Below are 18,206 nucleotides of genomic sequence, written 5' to 3' on the forward strand. Positions count from 1 at the left end.
GTACTTCACAAATAAAAAGCGCAACTTAAATAAGTTGCGCTTTAGGTTAATTTTGTGAGCTGGCAGTAGAAGAAGCACTCGAAACTGCAGTAGTACTTGCTGAGGAAACAGGCTGCTCTGGTGGCGGGATGACGGCAAGATCATCAATGTCCACTTCACCGTTTTCAGGTGTTTGCTGCTCTACGTGACCAATAATGCTTTGATAGTAACGACGAATGTTTTCAACATAGTTTTTCGCTTCATCACCACGGGCATAACCATAACGGGTTTGGCTAAAGAACTTCTTTTGTCGAAGTAGAGGTAAACGCTCCTTAACATCTGACCAAGCGTCTGGATTTCCACCTTGTCTTTTCGTCAGCCGTCTCGCATCCATCATATGACCATAGCCAATATTATAGGAAGCCAGCGCGAACCAAATTTTTTCATGCTCATCAATACTGTCTGGGATACGTGCCACCATGCGGCGCAAATATTCTACGCCACCTTTTACCGACTGCTCGGGATCAAGTCGATCTGTTACCCCGACGCTTTTTGCCGTTGGTAGTGTCAACATCATCATTCCTCGAACACCAGTTGGTGATTTTGCCAGTGGATTCCAGTGTGATTCTTGATACGCCAGTGCGGCAATTAAACGCCAATCAAATTCATCGGAGTACTCTTGGAACAGGGGAGACCATTTAGGCAGTTTGCTGTCCAAGGCGCGAATAAAGGCGCGGGTATCAACGTAGTCAAATGTGCCAATGTGTCCAATGTATTTCTCTTCTAAGGATGCTAAGTGTCCGGACTGTTGCAAGTTACCAAAAAACTCAATCAATAGCGCATAAAGGCTTTCATCTTCAGAGCGTTGTAGAAACCAAGAAATAGGTTGATCTTCCGTTAGCTCAAATGCGAGCGCTAAATCTGGATAGATACGTTGGGAAAGCGATATTTCTACAGAATCGGCAACGGTGTACTTCAGTTCGCCTTCAGAGACTTGTTTCAGCAACTCGTTGACATCTGAATTTGGGTCAATTTTATATTCAAACTCCGGGGATTTTTGCTGGATATTGGTAAGCGTACGTTTGAAGTGTGAATCGCTGACGATGGTCACAACAGGTTCGCCGTTATTCTGCTCCATTAATTCTGATTGTTTTTTCAACAACTGTTTTAGATTGCGAGGACGCCACTGGCCTTTTTTATACACCAATTGTTGGCTGACATAATAGTAGGCTGGGCCTGGACGAAAGCGCTGTAATCGCTCTTCTGACTGACTAAGGCCAGCTGCAATAATGTCAATCTCACCATTCTCTAATGCAGGGTAGAGACTGGATATACGATAAGCTGGCTTCATTTCCAGCTGAACACCTAATTCGTTTGCAAACTCACGCGCAATTTCATAATCCAACCCGGCCGGGCCATCTGGACCAATATAGTAAGAAAGTTGATTGTTGAGTGTACCCACTCGCAACACACCGCGCTCGCGTATTTGCTCCAGCTCACTTTTAGGTTCTGATTCAATCTGGCAGCCAGAGAGAAATAGGGCTACGAGGCATAATGTTGTCAGATACTTAAAGCGCTTAAAATAATGATTCTTCATCGATAGCATTCTCATACATCTAGTGTGTCCTTTATATCAAAGGGATGAGGTCAATCAAAGCTTATGTGCAATGCATTGGTAACAACTTCATCATTTAATGAGTTTTGCTGTATTTCAAATTTGACAAAAAAAATGACGCAAACGGTTGCTATTGGTGTTACATCACAAAAATAATTGCTATATAATGCGCTCGCAATGGAGAGGTGGAATCGGCATAGGTTTTCAAACCTTCGGGAATAGCTTCGAAGTAAAACAGTATAACCCACTGAATTTATTCCAATATCACCTTAATCAATTGCATAAGAGACCTAAGTACATGAGAATTTTTCGTGGCTCCCCAGCTCTATCTGAATTTCGTGTTAACAAGCTTCTAGAGCTTTGTCGTGAACTAGGCCTACCTGTAACAGGTATTTACGCTGAGTTTGCCCACTTTGCTGATCTAACGGCAGACCTAGATGCGTCTGAAGTTGAGAAACTAGAAAAACTACTGACTTACGGTCCAACACTTTCTTTTGACGAGAATGGTGAAAAGCACGAGCCAGAAGGTCTGCTTCTACTTGCGACGCCTCGTCCTGGTACTATCTCACCTTGGTCTTCTAAGTCTACTGACATCGCGAATAACTGTGGCCTAGCTAAAGTTGCTCGTCTAGAGCGCGGTACGGCTTACTACATCGAAACATCATCTGAACTTTCTGAGCTTCAACTGGTTGAGCTTAAAGCGATTCTACATGATCGCATGATGGAAGTTATTTTCACAGACTTCGACTCAGCAGCGGCGCTTTTCCAAGTGGCACAACCTGCACCAGTAGCGGACGTTGACCTACTTGCAGGTGGTCGTGCTGCGCTTGAAAACGCAAACGTTACCCTAGGTCTAGCGCTGGCGGATGACGAAATCGAATACCTTTACGATGCGTTCGTAAACAAGCTAGATCGTAACCCAACTGACATCGAACTAATGATGTTTGCACAGGCGAACTCAGAGCACTGTCGTCACAAGATCTTTAATGCAGATTGGACTATCGACGGTGTGAAGCAAGAGAAGTCTCTGTTCAAGATGATCAAAAACACATTTGAAACCACGCCAGAAAATGTTCTATCTGCCTACAAAGATAACGCGGCGGTAATGGTGGGTTCCGATGTTGGTCGTTTCTTCCCGAACCCAGAAACTCGCCAATACGGTTACAACCAAGAGAAAGCACACATTCTAATGAAGGTGGAAACGCACAACCACCCAACTGCTATCTCTCCTTGGCCGGGTGCTTCGACTGGTTCTGGTGGTGAAATCCGTGATGAAGGCGCAACCGGTATTGGTGGTAAGCCAAAAGCGGGTCTGGTTGGTTTCACAACTTCAAACTTACGTATTCCTGGTTTTGAACAGCCATGGGAAACAGACTTCGGTAAGCCGGGTCGCATCGTTAACGCTCTAGACATTATGCTAGAAGGTCCACTTGGTGGCGCGGCGTTTAACAACGAATTTGGTCGTCCAAACCTACTTGGTTACTTCCGTACTTACGAAGAGAAAGTAAACTCTCACGCGGGTGAAGAAGTTCGTGGTTACCACAAGCCAATCATGATTGCAGGTGGTATGGGTAACATCCGTGACGAGCACGTGCAGAAGAAAGAGATTCCGGTAGGTGCAAGCCTAATTGTACTGGGTGGTCCTGCGATGAACATCGGTCTTGGTGGCGGTGCAGCTTCTTCAATGGCATCAGGTCAGTCAGCAGAAGATCTAGATTTCGCATCAGTGCAGCGTGAAAACCCAGAGATGGAACGCCGCTGTCAGGAAGTGATCGACCGTTGTTGGCAGCTAGGTGATGCGAACCCAATCGCATTCATCCATGATGTAGGCGCGGGCGGTATTTCTAACGCACTTCCTGAGCTTGTCGACGATGGCGAGCGTGGTGGTATTTTCCAACTGCGTGACGTACCAAACGACGAACCAGGCATGAGCCCACTTGAGATCTGGTGTAACGAATCTCAAGAGCGTTACGTTATGGCAGTTGCGCCAGAGAACATGGAAGTGTTCGATGCAATCTGTAAGCGTGAGCGCGCACCGTACGCAGTGGTTGGTATCGCAACGGAAGAGCGTGAACTGAAACTAGAAGATTCACATTTTGACAACACGCCAATCGACATGCCTATGGATGTGCTTCTAGGTAAGACGCCTAAGATGCACCGTGATGCGAAAACACTTAAAGCAAACAACCCAGCGGTTAACCGTGACGGTATTGAGCTCAACGAAGCGGTTGACCGTGTATTGCGCCTACCAACGGTTGCAGAAAAAACATTCCTTATCACTATCGGTGACCGTACCGTTACTGGTCTTGTTGCACGTGACCAAATGGTTGGCCCTTGGCAGGTTCCAGTAGCGAACTGCGCAGTAACAGCAGCAAGCTACGACACTTACTATGGTGAAGCGATGTCTATGGGTGAGCGTACACCAGTTGCTCTACTTGATTTCGGTGCATCGGCTCGTCTAGCGGTTGGTGAAGCAATCACTAACATTGCTGCGACAAATATCGGCGATATTAAGCATATTAAACTGTCTGCGAACTGGATGTCTCCAGCAGGCCATCCAGGTGAAGATGCAGGTCTTTACGAAGCGGTGAAAGCCGTGGGTGAAGATCTATGTCCAGCACTTGGCCTAACTATCCCAGTAGGTAAAGACTCAATGTCGATGAAGACTAAGTGGATCGATAACGGCGAGCAGAAAGAAGTAACGTCTCCGCTATCGCTAATCATTACTGCGTTTGCTCGTGTTGAAGATGTGCGTAAGACCATCACGCCTCAGCTTCGAACAGACAAAGGTGATACTTCATTAGTTCTTATCGACCTAGGTAACGGTCAGAACCGCTTGGGCGCAACAGCACTAGCACAGGTTTACAAGCAGCTTGGTGACAAGCCAGCAGACGTAGATAACGCAGCACAGCTAAAAGGTTTCTACGAAGGTGTTCAAGCTCTTGTAGCGAACGACCAAGTAGTGGCTTACCACGACAAGGGCGATGGCGGTCTATTCGTTGCTCTTGCTGAGATGGCATTCGCGGGTCACTGTGGTGTTAAAGCGGATATCGCCGACCTAGGTGATGACGCACTAGCTGTACTATTTAACGAAGAGCTGGGTGCGGTACTTCAGGTTAAGAACGATGACCTAGACGCTGTACTTTCAACGCTAGCAGCAAACGGTCTTGAGGCATGTTCTCATGTAATCGGCTCAGTAGAAGCATCTGATGAGCTAGTGATTACTTCTGGTGAGACAGTAGTTCTAGAGCGTAACCGTACTGAACTACGTACTATCTGGGCTGAGACAACGCACAAGATGCAAGGTCTGCGTGATAACCCAGCTTGTGCTGACCAAGAGCACGAAGCGAAGAAAGACAACTCTGACCCAGGTCTGAACGTTAAGCTAAGCTTCGATGTTAACGAAGACATTGCAGCACCTTACATTGCGAAAGGTGCTAAGCCGAAGATGGCAATCCTACGTGAGCAGGGTGTTAACTCTCACGTTGAAATGGCAGCAGCGTTTGACCGTGCAGGTTTTGAAGCAACAGATATTCACATGAGCGATATCCTAACGGGTCAAGCGGTGCTAGAAGAGTACCAAGGCCTAGTCGCTTGTGGCGGCTTCTCTTACGGTGACGTACTAGGTGCTGGTGAAGGTTGGGCGAAGTCTATCCTGTTCAATGAGCAAGCACGCAGCCAGTTCCAAGGATTCTTCGAGCGTGAAGATACCTTCTCACTTGGTGTGTGTAACGGCTGTCAGATGCTATCGAACCTAAAAGAGCTAATTCCGGGTGCAGACCTATGGCCACGTTTCGTACGTAACGAATCTGAGCGTTTTGAAGCTCGCTTCAGCCTAGTCGAAGTTCAGAAGTCTGATTCTGTATTCTTCAACGGTATGGAAGGTTCTCGTATGCCAATCGCCGTTTCTCACGGTGAAGGTCGAGTAGAAGTGCGTGATGCAGACCACCTAGCAGCGATTGAAGCGTCAGGTACAGTCGCAGTACGTTACGTTGATAACCACGGTAACCCAACACAGCAATACCCGAACAACCCGAACGGTTCGCCAAACGCTATTACAGGTCTAACAACGACCGATGGCCGAGTAACTATCATGATGCCGCACCCTGAGCGTGTATTCCGCACTGTAGCGAACTCATGGTCTCCTGAAGGTTGGGGTGAGAATGGTGCTTGGATGCGTATGTTCCAAAACGCACGTAAGAACGTCGGTTAATTGAGAAGACGTTAGTTTTTGCCTAGCAGCATAGTTAAAGCGCAGATCGAAAGGTCTGCGTTTTCTTTATTTAAAAACTTATAGCCAACGGCGCATTTTTGCGCTCTAATACCGCGCTTGCCAAGGGATGGCTATATCCCTCAATAATCCCTTAGGAAATGAATATGTCGAACAACAAAAAATTTGCCATTCGTGTTACAGAAAAACGTAACGGTTGGTGTGCAGAGATCACACGCCAAGTGACTTCACGTAAAACGTCAGTATCTAAGCGTGAGACTGGCTTTGAAACTGAAGCTCAAGCTCAAGAGTGGGCTGAAAAAGAGCTAGCGGGCTTTGTTCAGAATCAAGCTGCTCGTAACGAACGTAAAGGCGAAGCACGTAAGGTTCGCGTTGAACGTGAAGAGCGTTTAGCGCAAGAAGCAGCAGAAAAGAAAGCACGCCGTATCGAAGAAGCGAAACTTGCTGCGGCAGCACAAGCTGAATTGGATGATGAAGACGATTTCTTCGACGAAGAATAATCGCGATTCACTGCAAATAAAAAACCGCCGAATAGGGCGGTTTTTTTGCATCTAGTATTTGCAGGAGTCGTTAACGAAACTGACCTGCATCTGGCAAAAAGTCAAAACCAGCAGTGGCGAGTTTTGCTTCTAACGCGCTTTTATCGATATCGAAGTAAGCAACAAGTTTGTCTAAGTCACCGCCAAAATCATCACGTAGCTTCATGTTGACGATACTCATCAACATCACTGGATCCATGCTTTCAAAGTTCGCCAGATTCATTACTTATCCTCGAAGTCGGAAATTAACAGATTTGCAGCAGCAAAGGCGGCTTTCTCTCGTGCTTCTTTAGGTAGAGACTCATCCGCTGCAATATCATTCAACGCCCTTACTGCGCATGAAATTGCTTGTGGGACATACGCTTGGTCACCACTGCCAATTTGAGCGTACAGCTCACGAACCAGTTCACAACAGCCATATACTTGCATAGCTTCAACTCCAATAAATGATAACTGCTCTCAAATATACACACTCAATTTAGGAAACTCAAAGCTTAAGCTTGCTCTAGCTCAAGCCTGATAAACTGGTGCTTGCAATTTATACAATGAAACTAATTTTGCAGCTGTTGTTCTAGTTGATACGTAACTTCATTGTCTAGATGAAGCTGTTTGGCTAGCTCTTGTAAGTAGGCTTTCTCCATAAAGTTTTGTTCATCAATAATAATAAGAGAGGCTAAATAAACTTCAGATGCTTGTTGTGGCGAACGTGCTAATCGAGCCACTTCAGCAGGGTCGAGCGGCTTGTTTAATTCTACATGAACGAGCTGTTGTAGCGCGTTGTCTGCACCAGATTGTTCAAGCGTCGACTCAATGTGCGCCATCTCTTGCTGGTCTACATGGCCATCTGCTTTGGCTGCAGCAATCATTGCTTTTAGAATCAGTTCACTATGGTAGTCATCTTGAGCATTGAAGTTTTCAGTTGTGCCAGTGGACGTTTGCTTATTTTGATAGTCGTTATAGACCTTATAAGCCAGCGCACCAAGAACAGCAACACCGCCGACTTTGAGCGTGTTTTTACCTAACTTCTTGCCGAGCTTTTTGCTCTTTTTCGAGCCCATAAGCAGGCTGACTAAGCCGCCTCCAACAGCGCCAGCGCCAAGCGATTTCAAAGTATTAGAGTTTGAACTGTTTTTGATTTGAGCTTGTCCTTGTTGGACGATATCTGAATTGAGGGCTTGATTAAGTAGGCTTTTAAGATCCATAGGTTACCTCCATCATTTTTTGATAGCTTAATGGAGCAAAGATGAATAGAGGATTAATAATGGTGAAAAACAAAAAAGGCGAGCTGTACGCTCGCCTTCTACATACTGTTAGTGAGAATATTATTCTTCAGCGTAACCGTGCATACCAAGAAGATTGCCATCAAGGTAAGCTTCTTTTTCATCTTTCATCACTAAGCGTTCTTCAACCAACCACTTAACCACCATAGGGTAGATTTTGTGTTCTTGAGTTTGAACGCGTTCAGTTAGAGTATCGACCGTATCTTCGTCGAAAATTGGCACTTTAGCCTGCAAAATAACAGGGCCACCATCAAGCTGCTCAGTCACAAAGTGAACGCTAGTACCATGCTCTTCATCGCCAGCGTGGATTGCACGTTGATAAGTGTTAAGACCTGGGTACTTAGGAAGCAGAGAAGGGTGAATATTGATCATGCGGCCCATGTAGTGGCGAACGAATTCACCACTTAGAATACGCATGTAACCAGCAAGCACGATGACGTCTGGCTTATATTCATCGATCTGCTTCATCAACTCATGGTCAAAAGCATCACGGGTATCGAACGCTTTAGGATCAAGGAAGTGTGCCGCAGCACCGGATTTCTCAGCGCGCTCTAAAGCATAGACATTGGCTTTGTTGGAAAATACTGCGGTAACACGACCACCAGTAATGTCCTTGTCACATGCATCAATGATTGCCTGCAGGTTAGAACCGTTTCCTGAAACTAAAACGATGATACTTTTCATGCTTATTTGATCTCTACTTGTTCTTCGCCAGTTGCAGCGTTTGCGATCTCACCGATAACCCAAGCGTTTTCGCCTTCAGCGTTTAATAGCTCAACCGCTGCGTCTGCTTGATCTTTCGGTAGAGCAACAACAAGGCCTACACCACAGTTAAATGTGCGGTACATTTCATGAGTCGTTACGTTGCCTTTCTCTTGTAGCCATTTGAAGATGATTGGCCATTCCCAGCTGTTACCATCAACAACCGCTTTAGTACCTTCTGGAAGTACGCGTGGGATGTTTTCCCAGAAACCACCACCTGTGATGTGAGAAATCGCGTGGATGTCGTGTTTCTCAATCATTTTTAGTGCTGATTTGATGTAAATCTTTGTCGGTTCTAGTAGGTGCTCACCGATTGTGCGACCTGCTAGCTCTTCGTTTTTGTCTGCGCCAGATACTTCAAGGATCTTACGGATCAGTGAGTAACCGTTTGAGTGTGGACCGCTTGAACCTACAGCGATAAGTGCGTCACCAGCGGCTACTTTAGTGCCGTCGATTACGTCTTCTTTTTCTACAACACCAACACAGAAACCTGCAACGTCGTAGTCTTCACCTTCGTACATACCCGGCATTTCAGCAGTTTCACCGCCGATTAGCGCACAACCTGCTTGCACACAGCCGTCAGCAATGCCAGACACTACGTCTGCTGCTGTATCAACATCGAGTTTGCCTGTTGCGTAGTAGTCTAGGAAGAATAGAGGTTCAGCACCTTGAACAATAAGATCGTTCACACACATTGCTACAAGGTCAACACCGATGGTGTCGTGCTTTTTCATATCCAAAGCAAGGCGGAGTTTCGTTCCTACACCATCCGTACCTGAAACCAATACAGGTTGCTTGTATTTAGTTGGCAGTTCACATAATGCGCCAAAACCACCAATACCACCCATTACTTCAGGGCGACGCGTACGCTTAACCGCACCTTTAATACGATCTACAAGCGCGTTGCCTGCATCAATATCTACACCAGCATCTTTATAGCTAAGAGAAGAGTTGTTACCACTCACGGGGAAGTCCTCGGTTTGAAAGTTGGATATGAAAACGGCGCTATTCTAACAGTGGATAAACCTAGATAGCAAACGTTTGCGTGAGTTTTTTACGCTTAGCAGGATGATTAAACGTTGGTAGGTGATTTTGGTGTTTTTTGTTCTATTAATCTTGCCATTGAGTAAACAATCAACAAACAACCTAAATGGAGTGATTCTGGCTGACTTTAGATCAAGATATTGCGACTTAAATCGATTATAATCTGAAGGTTTATTTAAATTTTACCCAGAAGCCGGAGATGAAAATGAAAGTTGTTGAAGTGAAACACCCTCTAGTAAAGCACAAAATTGGCCTGATGCGAGAAGGTGATATCAGCACAAAGCGTTTTCGTGAGTTAGCAACAGAAGTAGGTAGCTTACTGACTTATGAAGCGACTGCAGATTTTGAAACGGAACGCGTAACGATTGATGGCTGGAATGGTCCTGTAGAAGTTGATCAAATCAAAGGTAAAAAAGTAACGGTTGTGCCAATTCTACGTGCGGGATTGGGAATGATGGACGGTGTACTAGAACATGTACCAAGCGCTCGAATCAGTGTTGTCGGTATTTACCGTGATGAAGAAACGCTAGAGCCTGTACCATATTTCAACAAGCTTGCATCAAATATAGATGAGCGTATTGCACTTGTTGTTGATCCAATGCTTGCAACTGGCGGCTCTATGATTGCAACAATTGATCTTCTTAAAGAGAAAGGTTGTCAGCACATTAAAGTGCTTGTGTTAGTTGCTGCGCCAGAAGGGATTGAAGCGCTAGAAAAAGCCCATCCAGACGTTGAGCTATACACGGCTGCAATCGATGAAAAACTGAATGATAAAGGTTACATCGTACCGGGTTTGGGTGATGCTGGTGATAAGATCTTTGGGACTAAGTAACCCAAGTTTCTTATAGAGATAAAAAAGGAGGAGCGGATGCTCCTCCTTTTTTGTGGGTTATTTTTTCAAACTTAATGTGCCACCAGTACGTGGTTTAGTTGCTACGCGTTGTGCTGGTTGATCTGATTTGGGTGTATAAACCGTTTTTCCTTTGCTGCTCGGTTTGTTTTTCGCACCATGTCGTCCTTTTTTGGAGTTCGGGGCATGGCGGAACTCATCGGCATTTCGCCCTTTAAAGGTACGTGATTTTTGGTTACGGCGAGCGGTTGAACTTTGATTCTCTTCTCGGCTATCAAATAGTTTTGCATCTGTCGCTTTGCGAATCCGTTGACCTTTATTATCAACTTTCGATGCTTCTTCTGTACCGCTAGAGCCTTCACACATGGCTAATATTTCAGCCACTTCAGCATCACTCAAGTAACGCCACTGGCCGTTTGGAATACCGTCAAGTGTGATGTTCATGATGCGTACGCGGCGTAGCTTGAAAACTTCATAACCAAGTGCTTCGCACATACGACGAATTTGGCGGTTAAGGCCCTGAGTCAATACGATACGGAAAGAAAACTTGGTTTCTTTGGTGACAGTGCACGGTAACGTCACTGTGTCGAGTATATTGACGCCAGAGCTCATTTTTCGAATGAAATCATCGGTGATCGGTTTATCGACACGGACAACGTACTCTTTCTCATGGTTATTACCAGCTCGGAGTATTTTGTTGACGATATCGCCATCATTCGTCAAAAAGATCAAACCATCAGAAGGCTTATCTAAACGACCAATAGGGAAAATCCGCTTTTTATGCCCAATAAAGTCAACGATGTTTCCTGCGACATCTAGCTCTGTGGTGCAGGTGATCCCGGTTGGTTTATTGAGTGCGAGATAAATTGGTTTTTCTTTGGCGCTGACAGGGTTGCCATCAATACAAACATCATCACCGGAAAAAACTTTTGTTCCCATCTCTGGTATCTTGCCATTAATGGTGACACGGCCTTGTTCGATCAACTTATCCGCCTCACGGCGTGAGCAATAGCCAGTTTCACTAATGTATTTGTTTAAGCGTTTTGCAGATTCTTGTGACATGTTTTACCTATACGTTTCACAACGGCTGTATGAGGAAACCACAAATGTTTGTGGTCGAAATTTGGCCGCGAGTTTAGCACCATTTACGTGCTTAGCCCATGCGTTTTTGGTGTCTTTCTCGGTTCTCAAGTTTTTTATCGCTGCTTTTTCTAAGCAAAACATAAGTGGTTCCCGTGCCACCATGAAACCGTTGTGCACTGTGAGCACATTGCACATCTTTGATCTGTTGGAGCCAGCTGGCGACAAAGCTTTTCATTAATGCTGGTGGATTCGATTTTTCTCCTCGGCCATGAACAATCATTACCGTTCGAATATCCATTGCAATACATTGTTTGAGAAAAGAGGTGACCTCAGTTCGCGCTTCTTTCAATGTTTTTCTATGCAGATCCAATCGCGCTTGAATCGGGTATTTTCCAAGCCTTAATTTACGGTAAACCCCTTCTTGGACACCATCACGTTTAAACTCGATCACATCTTCTGGCTTTATCGGCGGGGCATGGTCGATGGATAAATGATCCGGATCTTGATCGGCAAGCCACAATGCCGCTTCCCGTTTTGCGATATGGCTTTCGGTGACCTGATGTTGCTTCTTATGTTCAGCCCTGTCCTGTGTGAGTGGTTTTACGTCACCCATCATTTGTTGAAATAAGGACAAATCATCTTCTTGAGACATCACTTTATCTCGATGGAATAAATAAGACTCACGATTATAACGTTACGGCGAATGAAAGGGCAGTAGAAGCAGTGGGATAGAAACTAAAAAACCGAAGTAGACAGAAAATCTACTTCGGTGCATAGCGTTTTACCATTCTCGGAATAGTCGCTAAGCGATCTAGTGAGGAGATTTGTCGTTCATGACTTTGTAGATAATGAAACCGCCATAAAAAAGCATCAGACCTAAAGCGCCAAAGATTACTATCATGGAAGATAGTCCCACTGCATTTCCGAATAGGAGATCAAGCCAAAAGTCCATCGTTTCCTCCAAAGTCAAAGAAGACAAGGGTTAAACTAAAGCCTGTTAACAGTTATGGTAATGATCTGGATCAATTGTGTTCTATTGGTTGCATTAATGTTTCTCGTGGTGTGTATTTGCTCACATTTTGTAGCCCGCTGATGATGTTTTAGCCGAACGCATTTTTTTAGCAAAGAAAAACAGAAAATGGCTTGCGTTCAACGTGATAATCCGTATTATACGCATCCGTTGCAGGGCATTGAGCCCGACAATGTCTCGGTGAATAGCGCAGCTTGGTAGCGCATCTGGTTTGGGACCAGAGGGTCGGGGGTTCGAATCCCTCTTCACCGACCATCTTTTAAAAAAGGCGCTACAGAAATGTAGCGCCTTTTTTGCATTTTAGGCAATGATAGCTGGAGCTAGCTAATCGAATTTGCATAGCGACGTTTCACTGTTAGAGAGCTGCTTAGTTTCAAAGCCACGTTGCTTTAAAAGTGAAATAAGATTATCTCGTCCCACCAAATGTAGTGTACCGACCACGACCAAATACTTTCCTTTGCTCGACTGAGATGTGATCCCTTTATCCAATTTCACCGCCCAATCTTTATTCCTCTGGTAAATGAATTGGTCTTCAAACTCTGGGGAGATAGCGGCCAGTTTGGCAAACTTCTCTAAGTGTTTGATGTCTCCTTTGAGCCAACTGTCGATCAAACAATGTGTTGCTTGTTCCGTTTTATCAAATTCCTCAATGGTGCTGATGAGTAACTCTTTTCCCCCTTCTGCTTGTTTGGTTAACAGATCAATTTGAAATTGAAAGGTTTCCAGACTGAGTACAGGGATTTGGTTTAATCCCGCTTGGCGAAGTAGCTGGATGTCGACCCCTTTATCTGCTGAATAACCTAAGTATTCAAACTGACGCATCTGGACTTGTAGTGCGGTAGCCCATGGAGGGAGGGATAGAAGTTCCTGTGTATTTAAGTTGAGTAGTTTTGCTATTCCAACTAATTCATTTTGTTGAGTTTCATTCAGTAACGCTTGGCTGCGAATACGAAGTGGAGGGTACTGTACTTCTCCCGGGTTTTGAATGTCTGTTTCTACAATCAAACCATCACTGTTTAACAGGTAATCCGTTACTGTGTTTGGGAGAGGATAGAAGCGTTCATCTCCAACATGAACGGAACCGAAAATGACCAGCTCAAGCTTTCCTTTTTTCGCTGACCAGAAAAGAGGTTCTGAATAGCTAGGAAAAGCAAAGATGATAATGAGTAACGCATAGAAATATCTTTTCATAGAAACAGTCCATTTTCCGCGACGGTAAATTTGTTAAATCTGAAATTTTTGACGTTATTTAACGTGATATAAATGCGAAAAAAATCACATTTCCTCAATCATGTTCACGATTTCGAACAGTGCTACTTTATCAGCTTAGTGATCGAGATCGTCAAAAGGAAAGCTTTAAGCCTTATGTTTCGTGATGTGCTTCTCAGTAAACCCGTTAAATTAACTCTGTAGATTTTAACGTGATTTATAAGTTTATGTTTTACAAAGATAACTTGAATAGTGTTTTTATAAAATTTGAAGATGATCACTTTAAGAGCGGAATAATTTTACGCATAGAAAAAACTCCTTGTATGTTGAAGATATTGGTAGGCAATAGCGTTTTTTTGCTGATTAATTTTTTCGTTTTAGGGTAAGTAAGATGTTGAAACATAGTTTAATTGCTACTTCTGTCATTGCGACATTAGCTGGATGTTCTTCGCTACAAAGTTCTGAGCAACAAGTGGTCAACACGTTAGCGGACAATCTTGATATTCAATACCAAGTTCTGACAAATCATGGTGCAAATGATGGTTTAGCTTGTCAGGACTTAGGGGCTGAATGGGCTTCTTGTAACAAAGTGAACATGACTTTGGTGAATCAAGGTGAAGCTGTAAATGCGAAAGATTGGGCGATCTATTTCCACAGTATTCGCCTCATTCTTGATGTTGAAAATGAGCAGTTCAAGATCACTCGTGTCACGGGTGATCTACATAAGCTAGAGCCTACCGATAAGTTTGATGGTTTTGCTGCGGGTGAAGAAGTCGTTCTTCCCCTTGTTGCTGAGTACTGGCAGCTGTTTGAAACAGACTTTATGCCAGGCGCGTTTGTCGCAGCACCTAACACAGAGCCTAAGCTCATTGCATCATTGAATACAGAAGAAGTTGATTCATTCGTTTCAGGCCTTGAGGGAGATAACCTAAAGCGTACTCCTGATGATAATAATGTCATGGCCAATGCACTGTCTCGCTTTGAAAAGAATGCTGACTTAGCGACTCAAGATGTGTCTAGAACACTATTACCAAGCCCAATGTTTGTAGAAAACGGTGAGGGTGAGGTCGATATTTCAAATGGTATCGCGTTACCAAGTCATGCATTTGATAAAGCACAATTTGCAGCGATTAAAGATCGTGCAGGAGTGGTAGGTGTGGATGTGAGTGGTAAGCTACCTGTTAGCGTTACTGTTGTTCCTGCTGGCTTCACGGGTGACTTAGCGAAGTCTGGTGCTTATGCACTTAACATTGATTCAAATGGCATTGAAATTAAAGCGTTTGATAAAGTGGGTGCATTTTATGCGGTTCAGTCTATCTTTGGCCTGATAGACAGCCAGAATGTTAAGTCTCTACCACAACTGTCTATTAAGGATGCACCGCGCTTTGATTATCGTGGTGTGATGGTGGATGTTGCACGTAACTTCCACTCAAAAGACGCTATTTTGGCAACACTCGACCAAATGGCTGCGTATAAAATGAACAAACTACACCTTCACCTTACGGATGATGAAGGCTGGCGTTTGGAAATACCAGGGTTACCTGAACTCACTGACATTGGTGGTCAGCGTTGCTTCGATTTAGAAGAGAAAACGTGTTTGCTTCCGCAGCTAGGTTCTGGCCCGACATCAGATAATTTTGGTAGTGGTTACTTTAGTAAGCGTGATTATGTTGAGATCCTCAAATACGCAAAAGCTCGTAATATTGAGGTGATTCCTGAAATTGATATGCCAGCTCATGCGCGCGCGGCAGTTGTGTCAATGGAAGCCCGTTATGATCGTTTAATGGCGAAAGGTAAAACGGCTGAAGCCAATGAATATCGACTAATGGATCCACAAGATACATCAAACGTCACAACGGTTCAGTTCTACGACAAGCAAAGTTTCATCAACCCATGTATGGAATCTTCAACTCGCTTTGTGGATAAAGTGATTTCTGAAGTGGCAGCCATGCACATCGAGGCTGGCGCACCGCTTACAACATGGCATTTTGGTGGTGATGAAGCGAAGAACATCAAGCTAGGTGCTGGTTTCCAAGATGTGAGTGCTGAAGAGAAGGTTGGCTGGAAAGGTACGATTGACCTATCGAAGCAAGACAAGCCATTCGCGCAATCTCCACAATGTCAGACGCTGATAGCTGACGGCACAGTAAGCGACTTTGGTCACTTGCCAAGTCACTTTGCAGAGCAAGTGTCTAAGATTGTGGCGGAGAAAGGCATTCCTAATTTCCAAGCTTGGCAAGACGGTCTGAAGTACAGTGATGGTGCTAAAGCATTTGCGACAGAGAATAAACGAGTAAACTTCTGGGATACCTTATATTGGGGTGGTACCGCATCAGTTTATGAGTGGGCAAAGAAAGGTTATGACGTTGTAGTTTCAAACCCAGACTACGTGTACATGGACATGCCATACGAAGTTGACCCGAAAGAGCGCGGTTACTACTGGGCAACACGTGCTACCGATACACGTAAGATGTTTGGTTTTGCACCAGAGAATATGCCTCAAAACGCAGAAACTTCCGTTGACCGTGATGGTAATGGGTTTACCGGAAAAGGGGACATTACTACGAAACCTTTCTATGGCTTGTCAGCACAGTTGTGGTCTGAAACCGTCCGCAATGACGAGCAATATGAATACATGGTCTTTCCTCGTGTTCTTGCAGCCGCTGAGCGTGCATGGCATCGCGCGGATTGGGAAAACGACTACAAAGCTGGCGTAGAGTATTCTCAAGCAACTAACTTAGTTGATAAGGCTCGCTTAAACCAAGACTTTAACCGTTTTGCTAACCTTCTTGGTCAGCGCGAGTTAGCAAAGCTTGAAAAAGCTGGCATTGACTATCGTTTACCTGTACCGGGAGCGAAAATTGACAATGGTGAGTTGTCAATGAATGTCCAATTCCCAGGAGTAGAACTGCAATACTCGCTAGATGGTAAGCAGTGGAAAACGTATTCTGACGAAGCTAAGCCAAAGGTCGCTGGTGAAGTCTTTATTCGTTCAGTATCGGTAACTGGTGAAAAAGCTAGCCGTGTTACTTCGGTTAAGTAATTACAATCATCAACGAAAAAGCCCGGCAATTAGTCGGGCTTTTTTATTCTATGAACGAATAGAATGTGTTTAAGCAACTTGTGTTTGCTGCTCTTCAATTTGCTGTTCTGTGCTTACTGGGCTTTCTGCACCATGCATCCAACGAACAAGGGTATTTGAGAATAGCAGTAGTATCACACCACTTACTGTTGCCGAAATAGCTATGCCGCCAAAAATTGGTAGAGCACCCAGCTCGCCAACATGGGAACCAATTAGACCGGCAACGTAGTTGGCAATAGCATTAAAGCCAAACCAAGCCCCCATCATGAGAGAAGCCAAACGCAGAGGAGCCAGTTTAGTAACCAATGATAAGCCAATTGGAGATAAGCAAAGTTCACCAAGTGTGTGGAAGAAGAAGGCGCCAACCAGCCATAACATAGAAGTTTTTACCGTTGTATCACCACCTTGTTCCATTACTGCACCCACCATGCATAGGAAGCCAAGGGCTAAGAAAAAGAGTGCAAAAGCAAATTTAGTCGGTGAATTTGGCTCTTTTGGACCCAGTTTCACCCAAAATGCAGCCAGAATCGGGGCTAGGGTGATAATAAAGAATGGGTTCAAAGACTGGAACCATGCTGCTGGTACTTCAAAGCTGCCCAACATTCTGTCGGTATATTGCTGTGTATAGATGTTCATTAGGCCGCCAGCTTGCTCAAAGCCTGCCCAGAACACAATTACAAAGAGGCCCATCACAAGAATTACTTTTAAGCGATCCATTTCTTGTTTCGTTAATGGCTCTTTTTGTGATGATTTTTTCTTTTGCAGATCTCGTGCCGCTGCTGGTACGGTGCCAATATCACCAAGCCAGCTTTTCGCCAGTGTCATTTGCATGATAAGGCTAATGATCATGCCAACTCCCGCAGCGATAAAGCCCGCTTTCCAGCCGAAGCTATTTGTTACAGAGCCAGAAACAACACCTGCAATCAAAGCACCTAAGTTAATCCCCATGTAGAAGATGGTAAAAGCGCCATCACGACGGTTATCACCTTCTTCATAAAGATCGCCAACCATTGTTGAAATATTCGGTTTGAACAAGCCATTACCACAAATCAACAGCGCTAAGCCAAGGTAAAATCCATGTACGGCATCGAGTCCGATCATGTCCGCTGGCATCGCTAGTGTGAATTGGCCAATTGCCATCAAAGCACCACCGATTAAAATTGAGCGACGCTGACCTAAATAGTTGTCCGCTAACCAACCGCCAATCATTGGGGTAATGTAAACCAGACCTGTATAGATTCCGTAAAGATCGAGCGCGTCTTTTGTGGTCCATCCTAAACCACCATTGATGGTTGTATCTGTCAGATAGAGAACTAAAATCGCGCGCATTGCGTAATAAGAGAAACGTTCCCAAAGTTCGGTACCGAACAAGAGGAACAAGCCACGAGGGTGGCCTAGGATTTGATGTTGGTTTGGCATGAGATTTTCTGTTTGTAGTTATTAAAAAATTTAATTCCAAACCACATATACATCTGAGGCAGATAAACTGCAATTACCAAATT

General features: G+C 44.6%; 15 protein-coding genes and 1 tRNA gene. 5 read left to right on the forward strand and 11 right to left on the reverse strand.

Going from position 1 to position 18,206, the window contains the following annotated elements:
- Positions 1–46 precede the first annotated feature (46 nt).
- Complete coding sequence (gene mltF, locus ACQEXU_RS05770; RefSeq protein ID WP_427010037.1) at positions 47–1,576, reverse strand: membrane-bound lytic murein transglycosylase MltF; 1,530 nt, start codon at positions 1,574–1,576, stop codon at positions 47–49.
- A 316-nt stretch (positions 1,577–1,892) separates the two neighbouring features.
- Between mltF and purL the strand changes: the two genes are divergently transcribed.
- Complete coding sequence (gene purL, locus ACQEXU_RS05775; RefSeq protein ID WP_427010038.1) at positions 1,893–5,807, forward strand: phosphoribosylformylglycinamidine synthase; 3,915 nt, start codon at positions 1,893–1,895, stop codon at positions 5,805–5,807.
- Between the two features lie 164 nt (positions 5,808–5,971).
- Positions 5,972–6,325, forward strand: coding sequence for a DUF3622 domain-containing protein (locus tag ACQEXU_RS05780; RefSeq protein WP_427010039.1), 354 nt, complete (start codon positions 5,972–5,974; stop codon positions 6,323–6,325).
- Positions 6,326–6,395: 70 nt separating this feature from the next.
- On the opposite strand, the gene ACQEXU_RS05785 is transcribed toward ACQEXU_RS05780, so the two are convergent.
- The 5 genes from ACQEXU_RS05785 to purM all read right to left on the reverse strand — a co-directional run bounded on the left by ACQEXU_RS05785 (position 6,396) and on the right by purM (position 9,371).
- Positions 6,396–6,587, reverse strand: coding sequence for a DUF4250 domain-containing protein (locus ACQEXU_RS05785; RefSeq protein ID WP_427010040.1), 192 nt, complete (start codon positions 6,585–6,587; stop codon positions 6,396–6,398).
- Positions 6,587–6,793, reverse strand: coding sequence for a YaeP family protein (locus tag ACQEXU_RS05790; RefSeq protein ID WP_039478024.1), 207 nt, complete (start codon positions 6,791–6,793; stop codon positions 6,587–6,589). The genes ACQEXU_RS05785 and ACQEXU_RS05790 overlap by 1 nt, the downstream gene beginning before the upstream one ends.
- A gap of 122 nt (positions 6,794–6,915) precedes the next feature.
- Positions 6,916–7,566, reverse strand: a complete 651-nt coding sequence (locus ACQEXU_RS05795; protein WP_427010041.1) for a tellurite resistance TerB family protein — start codon at positions 7,564–7,566, stop codon at positions 6,916–6,918.
- 120 nt (positions 7,567–7,686) lie between these two features.
- Positions 7,687–8,328 carry a phosphoribosylglycinamide formyltransferase gene (purN, locus tag ACQEXU_RS05800; RefSeq protein ID WP_427010042.1) on the reverse strand — a complete coding sequence of 214 codons (642 nt, stop codon included), beginning with the start codon at positions 8,326–8,328 and terminating at the stop codon, positions 7,687–7,689.
- A gap of 2 nt (positions 8,329–8,330) precedes the next feature.
- Complete coding sequence (gene purM, locus ACQEXU_RS05805) at positions 8,331–9,371, reverse strand: phosphoribosylformylglycinamidine cyclo-ligase (RefSeq protein ID WP_367987073.1); 1,041 nt, start codon at positions 9,369–9,371, stop codon at positions 8,331–8,333.
- 284 nt (positions 9,372–9,655) lie between these two features.
- On the opposite strand from purM, the gene upp reads away from it, so the two are divergent.
- On the forward strand, positions 9,656–10,282 hold the full coding sequence (gene upp, locus ACQEXU_RS05810; RefSeq protein ID WP_367989200.1) for a uracil phosphoribosyltransferase: 627 nt from the start codon (positions 9,656–9,658) through the stop codon (positions 10,280–10,282).
- Positions 10,283–10,339: 57 nt separating this feature from the next.
- On the opposite strand, the gene rluF is transcribed toward upp, so the two are convergent.
- The 3 genes from rluF to ACQEXU_RS05825 form a co-directional block, all read right to left on the reverse strand.
- Entirely contained in the window at positions 10,340–11,362 is a 1,023-nt protein-coding gene (gene rluF, locus ACQEXU_RS05815; RefSeq protein ID WP_427010043.1) for a 23S rRNA pseudouridine(2604) synthase RluF, read from the reverse strand.
- Positions 11,363–11,453: 91 nt separating this feature from the next.
- Positions 11,454–12,035 carry a DNA endonuclease SmrA gene (smrA, locus tag ACQEXU_RS05820; protein ID WP_427010044.1) on the reverse strand — a complete coding sequence of 194 codons (582 nt, stop codon included), beginning with the start codon at positions 12,033–12,035 and terminating at the stop codon, positions 11,454–11,456.
- A gap of 159 nt (positions 12,036–12,194) precedes the next feature.
- The gene (locus ACQEXU_RS05825) at positions 12,195–12,335 is read right to left on the reverse strand and encodes a DUF3149 domain-containing protein (protein WP_005476401.1); all 141 of its coding nucleotides are present in this window, start codon (positions 12,333–12,335) and stop codon (positions 12,195–12,197) included.
- Positions 12,336–12,591: 256 nt separating this feature from the next.
- Between ACQEXU_RS05825 and ACQEXU_RS05830 the strand changes: the two genes are divergently transcribed.
- A tRNA-Pro gene (locus ACQEXU_RS05830) sits at positions 12,592–12,668 on the forward strand.
- Positions 12,669–12,737: 69 nt separating this feature from the next.
- Here the strand turns inward: ACQEXU_RS05830 and ACQEXU_RS05835 are convergent.
- The gene (locus tag ACQEXU_RS05835) at positions 12,738–13,604 is read right to left on the reverse strand and encodes a TraB/GumN family protein (protein ID WP_427010045.1); all 867 of its coding nucleotides are present in this window, start codon (positions 13,602–13,604) and stop codon (positions 12,738–12,740) included.
- A 409-nt stretch (positions 13,605–14,013) separates the two neighbouring features.
- Here ACQEXU_RS05835 and ACQEXU_RS05840 point away from each other — a divergent pair, with 409 nt between their 5' ends.
- A complete protein-coding gene (locus tag ACQEXU_RS05840; RefSeq protein ID WP_427010046.1) occupies positions 14,014–16,665 on the forward strand; it encodes a beta-N-acetylhexosaminidase in 2,652 nt (883 codons plus the stop codon).
- Between the two features lie 69 nt (positions 16,666–16,734).
- On the opposite strand, the gene ACQEXU_RS05845 is transcribed toward ACQEXU_RS05840, so the two are convergent.
- On the reverse strand, positions 16,735–18,123 hold the full coding sequence (locus tag ACQEXU_RS05845; RefSeq protein WP_367987068.1) for a peptide MFS transporter: 1,389 nt from the start codon (positions 18,121–18,123) through the stop codon (positions 16,735–16,737).
- Positions 18,124–18,206 lie beyond the last annotated feature (83 nt).

Source organism: Vibrio sp. TRT 21S02 (assembly GCF_050113675.1).
Lineage (GTDB): Bacteria > Pseudomonadota > Gammaproteobacteria > Enterobacterales > Vibrionaceae > Vibrio.